The sequence below is a fragment of the Paenibacillus sp. D9 genome (genome assembly GCF_001188365.1).
GTDB lineage: Bacteria > Bacillota > Bacilli > Paenibacillales > Paenibacillaceae > Paenibacillus_O > Paenibacillus_O humicus.
Map to the genome: position 1 here is coordinate 309,644 of NZ_JZEJ01000001.1, position 13,496 is coordinate 323,139.

Consider the following 13,496-nt stretch of genomic DNA (forward strand, 5'->3'; position numbering starts at 1 on the left):
ATGATTTCATTCCTTCCTCAGCTGTTTGATCATCTCGATGATATCCTCGGTTGCCAGCTCGAGCTTGTCGGCTTCAGAGATGAGATTGGACAGCAGCTCCTTGTAGAAACGATTTCTTCGCTGCTTCTGAATCTTCAGCTTGGCATCAGAGGAGACATACATGCCAAGCCCTCTTTTTTTATACAAAATACCTTCATTCACGAGCAGGCCGATCCCCTTCACAACGGTCGCCGGATTGATTTGGAACAGCTGGGAAAACTGAGCAACGGAAAGAATCTGCTCGTCCTCCCGGTAAGTTCCGTTGAGAATATCGTCCTCGATGATATCCGCGACTTGTTGGAAAATGGGCTGCTTTTCGTCGAAAGTGACGTTCATTGCTTCACCACTCAGCATCGTAGTTTGTTGCATATCTAGCAGGAAACCATAACGTAGATGCGAAAATTTGTCAATATCTCATCGTCCTGCAGGGAGCAGGGCGATTTTTTTACATGAGGTCCAGTTATTGACAATGGATAGCGTTCGAATTATAGTGTGCTACATGAGTAACATACTAACACACTTGAGCCCATATTTGCCAATGGGAGCGCACCAAAAAGCAGGACAAATCGATTACGGGGAGATAGAAACGATGAAAACATTAATCGAATTTGAAAACGTAACGAAAGAATACAAAATAGGCGAAGTGCCGATCAAGGCGCTGAACGGCGTCGACTTTTCCATCAACGAGGGCGAATTCGTTGTTGTTCTGGGTGCAAGCGGCGCCGGCAAAAGCACGATTCTGAATATACTTGGCGGCATGGATACGGCTACCTCGGGCAAGGTGACTGTCGGCAGCAAGGATATTACCGGCTTCAATGAGAAGGAGCTTACGGGATATCGCGCCGAAAAGGTAGGGTTTGTCTTTCAATTCTATAACTTGATCCCCAATCTGAATGCTGTGGAAAACGTTGAATTCGCCGCGGAAGTATGTAAAAACCATCTGGACGCCAACGAGATCTTAACGAAAGTGGGGTTGAAGAACCGGATGAAAAATTTCCCGTCCCAGCTCTCCGGAGGAGAACAGCAGCGAGTGGCCATTGCGCGCGCCGTTGCCAAGAACCCTTTGCTGTTGCTCTGCGATGAGCCCACTGGCGCGTTGGATTATGTGACCGGCAAGTCCGTTTTGAAGCTTCTTCAGGATTTGAACACGGAAACGAAAAAATGTATTGTGCTGGTCACGCACAACTCCGCGATTGCGCCGATGGCGGATAAAGTCATTACGGTAAAAAGCGGAAAAATCGAAAGCGTAACGGTCAACGAGCACAAGCAAAGCGTTGAAGGGATTGAGTGGTAATGAACTTATTCAAAAAATTATTAAGGGATATCAAGCAATCGATCGGCCAATTTCTTGCCTTTGTGCTGGTTATTGCCATAGGCGCTTTTTTCTACACGGGGCTGGTTGCGCTAAGCGATCATCTCAGCGCTTATACGAAGGAATACTTCCATGCGCATAATCTAAGCGACTTGAACGTTTACTACGACCACATTTCCAAGCAGGACATGTCGGAGCTGGGTGAAATCGAAGGGGTAAAAAAGGTCGAAGGACGCTACAGCTTCGATGCGGCGCAAACTTTTGGCACTACGAAAGCGACCTTGAAAATCCATTCGATTCCGGCCAGCAACAGCATAAATACGCCTACGATGATCGAAGGCAGCATTCCGTCCAGCAAGAATCAGATCCTGCTTGATTCCCATTATGCCAGGGAACATCAATTCAGAGTCGGGGATCAACTACAGGTAAGCGTCGATGACGAGGAAATGGCATTCACCATCAGCGGCCTGGGCGAAAATGTGGAATATGCCAAAAAAAACGAAACCCAGGACCATAAAACGGCCGGATTCGCCTATGTGGCCGAAGCTGGAGTTCCCCGAATCGCCGGAAGCCTTTACTATAATGAAGTTTTGATCGATGCGGAAGAAGGGTACGGCATCGACCGGTTGGGCCAAAACGTTGAAGCTCATTCCCAAAAGCTTTCTTATGTAAGCCAAATAAGCAAAGAACGGACATTCAATTATTCGCAGGTCCAACAAACCGTCCACAACAACAAATTGATGAGCAAGGTCATTCCCCTGGTTTTCTTTATCATCGAAGCCATCATCCTCTTCCTCGCGATGTCCCGAATCATTGATTCGCAAAGGAACCAAGTAGGCATTATGAAGGCGTTGGGAGTGAAGAACAGCAGCATCATGCTCCATTACATGGGGTTCCCGGTGCTCGTCGGCATCATAGGCTCCATTCTCGGCTGCGCCGCTGCGGCGATCCTATTCATTCCCATGATCGAGGCGTCGAACGCCAGATCCTACTCGCTGCCGAGCATTGAGTTCTCCCTATCCTCCTTCTCGGTCATTCTTCCTATCCTTTTCTCGAGCGCATTCGGCATGCTGGCTTGTTACTTGAGCGGCATAGGCATTCTGCGGGAACACGCAGCGCAGGCGATGAGGCCTAAACCGCCGAAGAAGATGAAGAAGCTGCTCATTGAACGGCTTCCGGGAATCTGGAGACGCATTTCGTACAGCAACAAGCTCATTTTGAGAAACATCTTTCTCCATAAGCAGAAGGCGATTGCGAGCTCTGCCGGCGTTGTGGTGAGCACGGTGTTGTTGATCACTGCTTTCGGGACTCAAACGTCCTTGCAAAGGGTGGCGGACCAGATCGAAGAGGTGAATGCCTATGATCTGAAGGTCGAATACAAGAGGGGAGCAGAGTTAAAGAAGGCGGAGCTGCCGACCGGAATTGAAAGCAGCTATGATCTGTCCGCCTTTCCCGTGAAATTCGTCAAAGGCGATGATCATGAGAACGCCACGTTGACCGTTACGGAGAAGGACAACGCTCTTATTCAATTTTTCGACGAGAACGACCGTCCGATGAGGCTTGTGGACAGCGGCGTGCTCGTACCCAAATCGTATGCGGATCACTATAAGGTCGCGATAGGGGATACGATCCGGATTCAATTCACCGATCCGTCGCTTGCGAATAAAACGGTCGATATGAAGGTTGCGCAAATATCCAATCAGTATTCGAATCCGTCGTTCTTTTGCTCGATAGCGTATCTCAAGAGCTTTGGCATCGACTACAACCCAACCTCCATGCTGGTCAAAGCCGGCAGCGCCGCAGATTTGGCTGGCGTCCGGCAGTTCTTCGAACAAGACTATCAGGTCGATACAATCGCGGACAAGGATGATTTGAAGGAATCGGCACAATTTATCCTGAAGCAAAACAGCTTTATTTTCATCCTGTTTATCATCAGCGCCGTCATTCTTTCGTTTGGCGCCATCTACACGATATCCTCCATCAACATTTACGAACGGAATCGCGAGCTGGCTACTCTGAAGGTATTGGGTTATCAAGAGAGGAATATAAACCGGCTTATCTTCTCCGAGAACATGATACTCACCACCTTTGCGGTCATGATAGCGCTGCCGATCAGCGGCTACATGTATTCCATCATCATAGAGGCGCTGTCGAGCACCCATCAGCAAATCCCGGACCAACTCAATCGGGTTGTCATGCTGGTATCCGCCTTCCTCGCCTTCTTGCTCACTACTCTCTCCAGCTTGCTGCTTCGGAGAAAGGTAGCCCGAATCAATATGATCGAATCGTTGAAAAGCATCGAATAAATCATGGAAAAAGCTCCCGAGAGCCGCTGGATCAGCGTCTCCGGGAGCTTTTTTGCGCATGCTCGCGACAGCCGGCCTTTAAGGCGCGGATGGCTGAAGCGCCTTCTCCAGCTTCGCCAGCACCGCCCGGTTCTCCTCCGGCCGCCCGATCGTAATCCTCAGCCAGGTCGGCATATCGAAGTCGCGTCCGGGCCGTACGAGAATGCCCTCCTGCAGCAGCCATTCAAATACCGGACCGCTGTCGCGGCCGAGATCGACCATGACGAAGTTCGTTTCGCTTGGCAGGTAAGAGAGCCCGAGAAGCTGGAAAGTCTCGTAATAACGCTGTTTTTCGATGCGGTTGTTGTCCAGCACCGACTGCAGGAAGGCTTCGTCCTCCAGACTCGCCGCTGCCCCGGCTTCAGCCAAGATGCCCAGATTGGGAGGAAGCCTCAGCCGGTTCAGTGCCGCCGCCGTATCTGCCGCAGCTATCGCATAGCCGATGCGCAGGCCGGCAAGTCCGTAGGCTTTGGAGAATGTCCGGAGAACGGCCGCGTTCGGGCAGCTCTCGACAAGGGCTGCGGTATCCGGAAAATCCTCCTGCTCCGCGAATTCCCGATAGGCTTCGTCCAGCACGACGAACACATGGGGAGGAACCCGGTCGAGGAAGAGCCGGAGCTCCGAATCGGTGAAGTAAGAGCCGGTAGGATTGTTGGGATTGCACAGCCAGACGAGGCCGGTGGTCGGGGAAATCCTTCGTGCGATTTCATCGAGATCAACGGCATGATTCCGCAGCGGCACCGTGACGGGAATGCCTCCGGCTGCCAATGTCGCGACCCGGTACCAGCCGAAGGAAGGAGAGGGCAGGAGGGCTTCTTCGCCAGGAGCAAGGAACGTATAGGCGGCGAGAGACAACAGCTCGAAGGAGCCGTTGCCGAATACGAGCTGGCCTGGATCCACCCGCAGCTTGGCGGCCAGCTTGCTTCTCAGGCTGGAGGCCTGGCTGTCCGGATACAGGTAAAGTCGCGAAACGGCAGCCTGTATGGCTGCGGCAGCAAGCGGGGAGAAGCCGAGCGTATTCTCGTTGGCTGCGAGCCGCACATCGGGAAGCCTTCCTTGTCCATTGGCTTCGGAAGCCGGCTTCGCCGGCAGAAAGGCCGGAATGCCTTGCAATTGTTTTCTCAAAGGGTAAGCGCACATCTCGAATGGACCTCCTCGTCGCGGGCTTCTCGAACCGGCGAAGGTGGATTTTAATAGATCGACAGCGGTCCGGCAGCGGACGAAGCCGGCCGGGTGTCCCACACCGTGGAAGGAGCCTCCCTCCGGAGAATGGGGGCTACTTCGGCGGCAAACCATTGCAGCTGCTCGCGCTGCTCGCTCACCGACAAGCCGTCGACGCTGAGGCCGAGCACCTGATTGCCGAAGGCTTTTTGATAGGTGAGGATTTTCTCGATGACGCTGTCCGGGCTTCCGACCAGAATCGGGCCATTCCGGATGTTGTCTTCGAGGCCGGTGAAGGGAGACTGGTTGTGCTTGGCGGAATCGGTCCCGCTGAACAGCTCGTAATAAGGCTTGTAGCGCCGGATGGCTTCTTCCTGCGTGGCGGCGAGATAGAGGCTGCCCGCCCCGGCGCCGACGACAGCCTTCTCCGGGGGATGGCCGTAATGCGCGAGGCGCTCCCGGTAGTGGTCGATGAGATCCTTGTACTTCTGCAGATGATGAAAGGAGTTCGACGAAAAGATCGGCTCGCCGGCCTGGGCGGCCAGCTCCGTGGACAGCGGGCTCGAGGCGCTCCCGTGCCAGATCGGAATCGTGCCGCCGAAAGGCCGGGGCTGTGTCGTCACTCCGTCCAGCGGCGGACGATACTTGCCCGTCCAGACGACATCCTCCTCGCTCCAAAGCCTCTTCAGCAGCGCGTAGCGCTCCGCGAGCGACTCCCACTGTTCCTCCGGCGGAACGCCGAAGAGCGGGTAATGGCGGGGATCATTGCCCTTGCCGATGATCAGCTCCAGCCTGCCGCCGCTGAGCTGGTCGACTGTGGCGTAATCCTCGGCGACGCGGACGGGATCCAGCACGCTGAGCACGGATACGGTCGTCAGCAGCCGGATGATGCGGGTGCGGCCAGCGATAGCTGCGAGCAGCACGGCCGGAGAAGAGCTGAGAAACGGGGCGCCATGCCTTTCCCCGACCCCGTAAGCCTCGAAGCCGAGCGTCTCGGCAAGCTCGGCCTGGCGGATGATTTGATCGAATTTCTGCTTGGGCGTGAGCTGCTCCCCGGTAATTGCGTGGGGCAGATTCATGACCAGGCTGAACCATGCGAATTTCATGCGGCATCTCCTCGTTTAACCGGCCTGGTTGACCTTGACATCCTTCTGGAAGGCAATCACTTCGTCCCATTCTCCATGGAAGCGGGGAATGCGGTAATAACCCGAGCGTTCATAGAGGGCGACCGCTTCAGGCTGCAGCGGGCCGGTCTGCAGCCTGATGCTGCGGTAGCCGAATTCGGCTGCGAGCCTCTCCAGCTCATCCATAATGGCGAGCGCCACCCCTTGGCGGCGGTATACGGGGCGGGTGTAGACCCGCTTGACCTCGACCGCATGCTCGTCGAGGGGCCGCAGCGCTCCGCATCCGGCGGGGATGCCGCCGATGCGGGCGACGACAAGCGCCGCCCTCGGGTGGTCGAGATCGGCGGGCGTGAAGCCTGCCGATCCGTCCTCGACTTGATATAGGGCGGCGAGCTCGGCGCTCAGCTCCGAGATGAGCTGTTCCGCATCGGGGGAGCAGATGCTTTCCGGAGCTGCTGTCAATGTTGACATTATTGATTCCTGCCTTTCAAGGGTATGAATGATGATGATCTCAGATGGAATAGCTGAGCTTGCGCTGCGCGGCAGGGGGAAGCGGCTCCTCCTTGCGGCCAAGCACCTTGTTCAAGATCAGATTTTCGTAGTAGGCGAACCCGCTGTCCCTTTCCCGGGGCCGTGCGAGCTCGATGGAAATATCCAGAGCGATCCGGCCTTCCTCGATCAGCAGCACCCGGTCGGCGAGTGCGACAGCCTCGCTGACGTCATGCGTGACGAGAATCGTCGTGAAGCCCGATTCGGCCCAAAGCGACTCGATCAGGCTCTGCATCTCGATCCGGGTCAGCGCGTCGAGCGCGCCGAGCGGCTCGTCGAGCAGCAGCAGCCGGGGGCGGCTCGCCAGCGCGCGGGCCAGAGCGACCCGCTGCCTCTGGCCGCCGGAGAGGACGGAGGGCCAATCGTTCTGGCGGGAAGCGAGCCCGACTTGGCGAAGGGCGTCCGCGGCCGTATCCCGGTCCGTGCCTGCCGCGAGCCTGACGTTGTCGAGCACGGACTTCCAGGGGAGCAGCCTTGCTTCCTGGAACAGGACGCGGGTATATTCCGGCGTGCCGGAGGCGTGCGCCTCTTCCCAGGCGATCTCTCCCTGCGATGGCTGCTGAAGCCCCGCGACAAGCCGGAGCAGCGTGCTCTTGCCGCAGCCGCTCCGTCCGACGACCGCTACGAACTCGCCGGATCTCACCGACAGGTTCAGCTCCGACAGGACCGGCCTTCCGTCGAACGACATTCCGAGCCGGCGGAGCTCGAAGCCGATTCCTTTCTTTTCTGCATGGGCCAATCCGGCCGCCTCCTTAACGGGGAACATAGGTCGGGTTCCATTTCAGGAACCGCTTTTCAAGCCGCTTGGCGAGGCTGTCGGACAGCTTGCCGAGCAGGGCGTAAATGACGATGCTAAGCACAATGACGTCCAGCTGGAAAAATTCCCTGGCGTTCATGGCCATGTATCCGATGCCGGCATCCGCAGCGACCGTCTCCGCAACGATGAGGACGAGCCAGGTGATGCCCAGGGCGTATCTCACGCCGACGAGAATGGAGGGCAGCGCGCCCGGCAAGACGATGTGTGCGTACAAGGAGCGCCTGCTCATTCGGTAGACTTTGCCCATCTCGATCAGCCCGGGATCGACCGAGCGGATGCCGTGGAACGTATTGAGATAGACCGGGAAAAAGACGCCGAGCGATACGAGCGCAAGCTTGATCTCCTCGCCGATGCCGAACCAGATGATGAACAAGGGGAGGAGGGCGAACAGCGGGATGTTGCGGATCATCTGGATCGAGGAGTCCGTCGCCTTCTCCGCGGTCTTGGACAATCCGTTCATCAGTCCGAGGGCGAAGCCGATTCCGCCGCCGATGAGGAAGCCGAGCATGGCCCGCATCGCGCTGATGCCGAGATTGTGCAGAAGCACGCCGCTGCGGATCGTATCCGCCAGCGTTTCCGCCACGCGCAGAGGCTGAGGGAGGGTGCGCTCCGCAATCCAGCCCGCTGACGTGGACACCTGCCAGAGGGCAAGGATGAGGACGGGAAGCGTCCAGGGAAGGATGACGTCGCGCCGGCGCGGGGAGGCGGTACGGTTCATGGCTGCCAGGGCTCCTTTACTTGATTTCCGATGCGAACGCATCGCTGAAGAACGAGCTCACATCCACGTTGGCTTTCAAAAGGCCGACAGTCTGCAGCGCATCCGCCACATCCTGATTGGACGCGATCGCTTCCGGCGTGACCGGAAGCACCTTGGACGGACGCTGGGCCTCGCCTTCCTCCAGCGTCTTCAGCGCCGTCTCCGGATCCTGGTGGGTGGCGGCGGCCGTAATTTCCGCCCATTTCTCCTTGTTCTGGCGCGTCCATTCCTGATAGCGGTTCAAGCGGTTCAAAAAGTCGGCGATCGCGGCATGCTTGCCCGGATCCGCGATCGCGGCCGGAGTCGCTTCGATCGGGAAATTGCCGGAGAGGATATCCTTCGCGCTGGCGAGAGTCGAAGCTCCGTTCTCATGAGCCGTAATGATGGAGTTCCCGTAGCTTGCCAGCGCGTCGACTTTGCCGCTGAGCAGGGCGCTGAGCCCGTCGGCGGTGGACAGCTCCACCGGCTGGATGTCGCTCCACGACAATCCGGCTTCCTGGAGAATCTTCAGCAGGAAATAATGAGCCGTCGTCGCTTTGACGAACGCGACTTTCTTTCCTTTGAGATCGGCCGGCTGCTTGAGCGGGGAGCCTTTGGGGACGACGACCTCTTGGTTCAGCGTATTGGAATTGCTGAGGGCGATAATCTTGAAGTTGCCGCCCCCGGCTGATTGGGAAGCGAAGATCGGCGGGATCTCGCTCGTCTGGGCGACATCGAGATGATCGGCCGCGATCGCTTCCAGCTGCAGGTTGCCTCCCTGGAACACGCTAAACTCGAGCTTGTACGGAGTGTCGTCGACACCTGCCGCCTTGAAGCCCTGCTCCAGGCTTGCCCAGCCCGTCTGTCCCACCCGCAGGGTGACCTTGCCCAGATCGGCCTGCGAGCCGGTTGAAGAAAGAGCGGCCGTTCCTGGAGAGGAGGTATTGCCGGCTGCAGCCGAGGAGCCGGAGCTGCTGCCCGAACAGCCTGCCAAGGCTGCCGAGAGCAGGAGAATAGGGAGAAGCTTGATGGTGAGGTTGGACCGGTTGGCCATAAGGAATTCAATCCGCCTTTCGCGAAGAAGGAATGGGTGCCGCGCCGGTTACGAGCCGGTCATGAGATTGGCTGCGGCCGTTCTGCCGATGGCGTCCGCTCCGGCTATCGCCTGGGCGATACGGGCGGGCGAGGCGTCGAAAGCGAGCGCTGCCTTGGCTTCTTCCGGCAGCTGGATGCCGGAGGCGATGTCTTGATGCGCCTTGAGCCGGGAAGGCTTGAAGCCGAGATCCTCCAGCGTGACGGGAAGCCCGATCCGGCGGAACAGCGAGGCAAGCGACACCGCTTCGTCGGCTTTGCCCTCGAGAACGAGCTGCGACAGCAGGCCGAAGCCGACCTTTTCTCCATGCAGCGTGCCTTGCGTCTCGGGAAACCATGTCAGCCGGTCATGAATGGCATGCGCGATAGCCGCCCTGCGCCGGCCGCTGTGGATGCTCCCTGCCAGTCCCGCCAGCACGATGACGGCATCTATCGTTTGGCTGAAGGCTTCGTCGACCGGAGGTGACAGGACATCGGCTGCTTCATATACCTGAGCCGAGTGGGAGGTCAGCAGATCGAGGGCAAGGCGGGCAGCGTGAAGGCTCAGTTGAAGATCCAGGCCGGGCTGCTTGCCAGCCGGAGCATTCACGCCGTGCTCATGCCATTTCACGATCGTGTCGGCGATGCCGGATGCGAGATAACGGCGCGGGGCATGGGCGAGAACGCGGGCATCGGCCAGCACCAGCTCGGGAGAACGCGAGAGAGGCAGGTAGCCGGCGGCGCGTCCGGCATCGTCATAGAGCACGGTCAGAGCAGACCAGGCCGCGCATGTTGCGGCAACGGTCGGGATTGCCACGACCGGGAGGCCGAGCTTGTCTCCGACGGCCTTTGTCAGGTCAAGGACGGAGCCGCCGCCGATCCCGATCAGAAAGGAAGGATTGAGGCGCTCGGCCTCTAGGGAGCAGCGGTCGATCTTCTCCTGGGTGCAGTACCCTTTGAACGACAGCCTGGAGAAAGGGATATGGGCTTCGCCGAGGCGGGAGGCGAGCTGCGCGGATACGAGATCCCATGCGGTATTTCCGCTTATAATGACCGCGATTCGTCCCTCCCAGTCTTCCAGCAGCCCCTTCTGCTCCAGAAGGGCCGGTTCGTTTCGATACAATAAGGGAGCTTTGATAGCGATCATAGGCTAACCTCCGATTCTTTCTGCAAGGAATGTTTTGCTGCGGGTAACCGCAAAAAGAGGCTGAAGCGGCAGCGGTGCGTTGCTGCGAGCTTCAGCCTCCGGCGGTCCGGTCGGCTGGGGTATAAATCATAGTAAATAAGGTGGAATAGTGTTGATTAGAAGTATAGGAGCGGCAGGGCGCTGCTGTCAATTCATCCGGCGATAGAAAAGTCCGATTGAAAGCCAATAAAATTCAATCTAAAAATAGATGGGAAAGTGTTGACATCAAATTGCAGCTCGTGTTATATTATTTCTTGTGATTCGCGGTCATGGCGGAATTGGCAGACGCGCTAGATTCAGGTTCTAGTGTCAGCAATGACGTGGAGGTTCAAGTCCTCTTGACCGCATTAATTAACAATGCAAGAGCTCTTGAATTTGTCCTGGGGACGATTCAGGAGCTTTTTGTATTCTTGGGATTTGTAAGGTGTTGCTCATGATCTGCGCCGACGATATGTTGGAACTGTAGTCCAGATGAGCATTAATGTTAGCAGTCGTAGAGTAATGGCTATTCCCGAAACATTCTTGAATCTCTTTCATACTTACACCATTCGCCAGTAATAGTCTGGCGCAGTTATGCCGGAAATCGTGAAATCGAAGTCTGCGCATTGTCGGGATACTGGATAACATTTTGAGTTCAGTATATCCAGTATCCCAGAGGACTAATTGAGTTTTCACGAACAAGCCAGACTCCACTTAAAAATCATTTTAATGTACAATCCTCTGGTAAAACAGTAACAAAGCCTGGATGCTGGGTTGTCCCATCATTCGCCTCTCTTGCATACGCCACTCAGAGTATTGAATTTTTACGTTATTTGAGGCAGAACCCAATTTGCACCGCGCAAATATGGATGACGATTCATAAAAGGACTCACGAAGTTGCTAAAGCCGTTCAAAAATTATTTATAACATATTTGCGTGGTCTTCCGTTAAGTCGGTTATTCATTTCCTTGACCGATCTCAACAACGATTCTGAGTACCAGCCTACCTTATTCGATGATCGGACTTCGGCATACGCATTGGAGAAAGCCACCGATTCCATTAAAGATCGCTTTGGTGATTCCGCCATAATGGCATTCACGTTACTTAAATCAGGGGTTGCAAGAGAACGTACGGAACAGATTGGAGGTCATTACCGATGAGAAAACTGGAAGGTAATGAGAGGTGGCGTGGAAAAATGCTGCTGACTGAGCATCAGCAACAATATGATGGCCGGAACAAAGTTCTTATCAAACAACAATCTCCTGAAGAACGGTTAATGGTTCGTGATTATGTGGTGCTTCTTCATATGCTTACTTAAAATGGTAATAGCTTGTAGGATAATAAAAGTCTTTTCCATTTGGTAAAGTTAGGATCAGTATCCGTGACCCCTATAGCTCTTAGGAAATACTCAATCTGTTAACCAGTCAGTCCATTGTTCGTATCGGCAATTATTTTACAATCGGCAATTATTTTACAAAGGGACTCAATATGCCCCCCGCTTAACATTCATCTCTTTATATCTTACATAACACTAGCACCTCTCGAATGAAAAATAAAATACCCCTGTGAGTGCTTCTCAACAGGGGATCGCCGATGCTTTCGGACAGTAATAAAATATCATAAAATATGGAATAGGACAAGTAGTTAAGGGATATATCTTTCTCTCAAAAAAGCGGCCATCTCGGCAGTTGTCTCGAATAAGAAGTCAGGCTTACTATCTATCAACGCATGCCGATTCCGAGCCCCCCATAATACGCCTGCTGATGCGACACCAGCACTTCTAGAAGCAAGTATGTCATTAGGATCGTCACCAATAGATATAACGGCTTCTCTTGGAACTCCCAGTTTGCTTACAGCAAGGTTAATTGGATCGGGATGTGGTTTTTTTCTTGTGGTATCATGATAGCAAACTGTGCAACGAACATTCCATTTCCAATGATTTATCACACGACTACAGTATGATGAGGGACTTGACGTTACGATACCATATGGAACAGAGGAGTTATCTAGCTCAGTTAATAGCTCGTGAATACCCTCAAAAGGAGAGAGCTGTGGGACCATCCCATATACTACAGTCCAATTACGCGCTCGTCGGAGCGCTTCCGCTGTATGGGATTCGATTAAGGTCTGATCAAGGTCAAATATTATTCCCATGGTTCTTTCCTCCTCAGTCAGAACAACTCAAGTTGGTCTGGGATATCGGGTTTAATTTTGTTTTTATTTTGCGGTTCAACCCTTTTAATAGATGTTTTTTGCTGAATAACGGAGAGGGGCTCCATTTTTGAGATAAACATATCAATATCCTCTTGGCTATATAGCGGCAGAGCCTTACCTTGATCGATAAGATACCTGTTTCCTCGAGCCTTGTTATTATTGATAAAGAATTTCTCAGGGTGATTCAAGCAACCTAGTGGTTTTTGTTGTTCTTGGCAAAAACCAACTGTATGCATGGTACCACCTTTAATATCTGTTTCAATAACAACTACACCTGCGCTTAGACCAGCTTGCAATCGATCTCGTTCTACAAAGAAGTTAGGTCTTCCTCGAACCCCTAGCGAGTACTCACTAAGCCAACAACCTCCTTGATCAAGAATTTCTTGCGCAAGCGGACGATTCTCCGCAGGATAAATTCCTGTGTCTAGCCCTTGAGCTAACACTGCAATGGTTTGGCCATTGGCTTTCAAGCAACCGCGATGACCAGTTGTGTCAATTCCTTTTGCAAGACCGCTCACAACTACTAATCCTTTTTCGGCAAAGCGTGTCGCATAAAGCTCACCACATCGTTCTCCGTACAGAGATGGCTCTCTAGTCCCTATTACTGCAACTGAGAGCTCACTGTTTAGGCTCTTGTAGTTTCCCTTAGCGAAAAGTAGAACTGGTGCATCGGGAATACTTTTTAATCGAATAGGAAAGTCTTTATCGGTTCTTCCCATGACATGGATGTCCAGCTTATTGCATTTTTCTATAGTACTTTGGGCCAGTTTGAAGCTCGCTTCGATCGCTACCAAGGAAGGGACTTTAATGCGGGTAGACTTTTCCCTAACAATATGGATTAGATCCAAAATCTCTGCTGGGGTGCTTGGTGTGAAAGTCGCTTCCTCGACAACTGTACTTACTGAACTGCGACCAAACCCTGATAATCCTAACAACGTAAGTATGTGAACCCTATCAAGCATA

At 54.2% G+C, this 13,496-nt stretch carries 14 protein-coding genes and 1 tRNA gene; 4 read left to right on the forward strand and 11 right to left on the reverse strand.

Annotated features, from left to right (window positions below; all coding sequences use genetic code 11):
• Positions 1–6: 6 nt before the first annotated feature.
• On the reverse strand, positions 7–375 hold the full coding sequence (locus VE23_RS01425; protein WP_021877812.1) for a GntR family transcriptional regulator: 369 nt from the start codon (positions 373–375) through the stop codon (positions 7–9).
• 253 nt (positions 376–628) lie between these two features.
• Between VE23_RS01425 and VE23_RS01430 the strand changes: the two genes are divergently transcribed.
• Together VE23_RS01430 and VE23_RS01435 are read left to right on the forward strand one after the other, a co-directional pair.
• Entirely contained in the window at positions 629–1,333 is a 705-nt protein-coding gene (locus tag VE23_RS01430) for an ABC transporter ATP-binding protein (RefSeq protein WP_048748788.1), read from the forward strand.
• Positions 1,333–3,657, forward strand: a complete 2,325-nt coding sequence (locus VE23_RS01435; RefSeq protein WP_049867118.1) for an ABC transporter permease — start codon at positions 1,333–1,335, stop codon at positions 3,655–3,657. Before VE23_RS01430 ends, VE23_RS01435 begins: the two co-directional genes overlap by 1 nt.
• 78 nt (positions 3,658–3,735) lie before the next feature.
• On the opposite strand, the gene hisC is transcribed toward VE23_RS01435, so the two are convergent.
• From hisC to VE23_RS01470, 7 genes are read right to left on the reverse strand one after another with little or no spacing between them, the layout of a single operon-like run.
• The gene (hisC, locus tag VE23_RS01440; protein WP_049867119.1) at positions 3,736–4,836 is read right to left on the reverse strand and encodes a histidinol-phosphate transaminase; all 1,101 of its coding nucleotides are present in this window, start codon (positions 4,834–4,836) and stop codon (positions 3,736–3,738) included.
• Positions 4,837–4,886: 50 nt separating this feature from the next.
• Positions 4,887–5,963 carry an LLM class flavin-dependent oxidoreductase gene (locus VE23_RS01445; protein WP_021877808.1) on the reverse strand — a complete coding sequence of 359 codons (1,077 nt, stop codon included), beginning with the start codon at positions 5,961–5,963 and terminating at the stop codon, positions 4,887–4,889.
• Between the two features lie 15 nt (positions 5,964–5,978).
• Positions 5,979–6,452 (reverse strand): GNAT family N-acetyltransferase, encoded by a 474-nt coding sequence (locus VE23_RS01450; RefSeq protein ID WP_048748772.1) that lies wholly within the window; start codon positions 6,450–6,452, stop codon positions 5,979–5,981.
• A 40-nt stretch (positions 6,453–6,492) separates the two neighbouring features.
• Positions 6,493–7,296: an ATP-binding cassette domain-containing protein gene (locus VE23_RS01455; protein WP_049867120.1), complete on the reverse strand. Its 804-nt coding sequence runs from the start codon at positions 7,294–7,296 to the stop codon at positions 6,493–6,495.
• A complete protein-coding gene (locus tag VE23_RS01460; protein WP_048743925.1) occupies positions 7,283–8,065 on the reverse strand; it encodes an ABC transporter permease subunit in 783 nt (260 codons plus the stop codon). Before VE23_RS01460 ends, VE23_RS01455 begins: the two co-directional genes overlap by 14 nt.
• Positions 8,066–8,081: 16 nt before the next feature.
• A complete protein-coding gene (locus tag VE23_RS01465) occupies positions 8,082–9,137 on the reverse strand; it encodes an ABC transporter substrate-binding protein (protein WP_049867121.1) in 1,056 nt (351 codons plus the stop codon).
• A 48-nt stretch (positions 9,138–9,185) separates the two neighbouring features.
• Positions 9,186–10,301 carry an iron-containing alcohol dehydrogenase family protein gene (locus VE23_RS01470; RefSeq protein WP_048743930.1) on the reverse strand — a complete coding sequence of 372 codons (1,116 nt, stop codon included), beginning with the start codon at positions 10,299–10,301 and terminating at the stop codon, positions 9,186–9,188.
• A gap of 302 nt (positions 10,302–10,603) precedes the next feature.
• Here VE23_RS01470 and VE23_RS01475 point away from each other — a divergent pair.
• Positions 10,604–10,687, forward strand: a tRNA-Leu gene (locus VE23_RS01475).
• 4 nt (positions 10,688–10,691) lie between these two features.
• On the opposite strand, the gene VE23_RS25605 is transcribed toward VE23_RS01475, so the two are convergent.
• Positions 10,692–10,967: a tyrosine-type recombinase/integrase gene (locus VE23_RS25605; RefSeq protein ID WP_084781676.1), complete on the reverse strand. Its 276-nt coding sequence runs from the start codon at positions 10,965–10,967 to the stop codon at positions 10,692–10,694.
• A gap of 508 nt (positions 10,968–11,475) precedes the next feature.
• Between VE23_RS25605 and VE23_RS26280 the strand changes: the two genes are divergently transcribed.
• Positions 11,476–11,637, forward strand: coding sequence for a hypothetical protein (locus VE23_RS26280; RefSeq protein WP_157053886.1), 162 nt, complete (start codon positions 11,476–11,478; stop codon positions 11,635–11,637).
• Between the two features lie 326 nt (positions 11,638–11,963).
• Here the strand turns inward: VE23_RS26280 and VE23_RS25610 are convergent, their stop codons facing one another.
• Together VE23_RS25610 and VE23_RS01480 are read right to left on the reverse strand one after the other, a co-directional pair.
• Positions 11,964–12,473 carry an HAD family hydrolase gene (locus VE23_RS25610; RefSeq protein WP_084781218.1) on the reverse strand — a complete coding sequence of 170 codons (510 nt, stop codon included), beginning with the start codon at positions 12,471–12,473 and terminating at the stop codon, positions 11,964–11,966.
• Between the two features lie 17 nt (positions 12,474–12,490).
• Positions 12,491–13,495: a DNA-processing protein DprA gene (locus VE23_RS01480; RefSeq protein ID WP_049867122.1), complete on the reverse strand. Its 1,005-nt coding sequence runs from the start codon at positions 13,493–13,495 to the stop codon at positions 12,491–12,493.
• Between the last annotated feature and the right edge of the window lies 1 nt (position 13,496).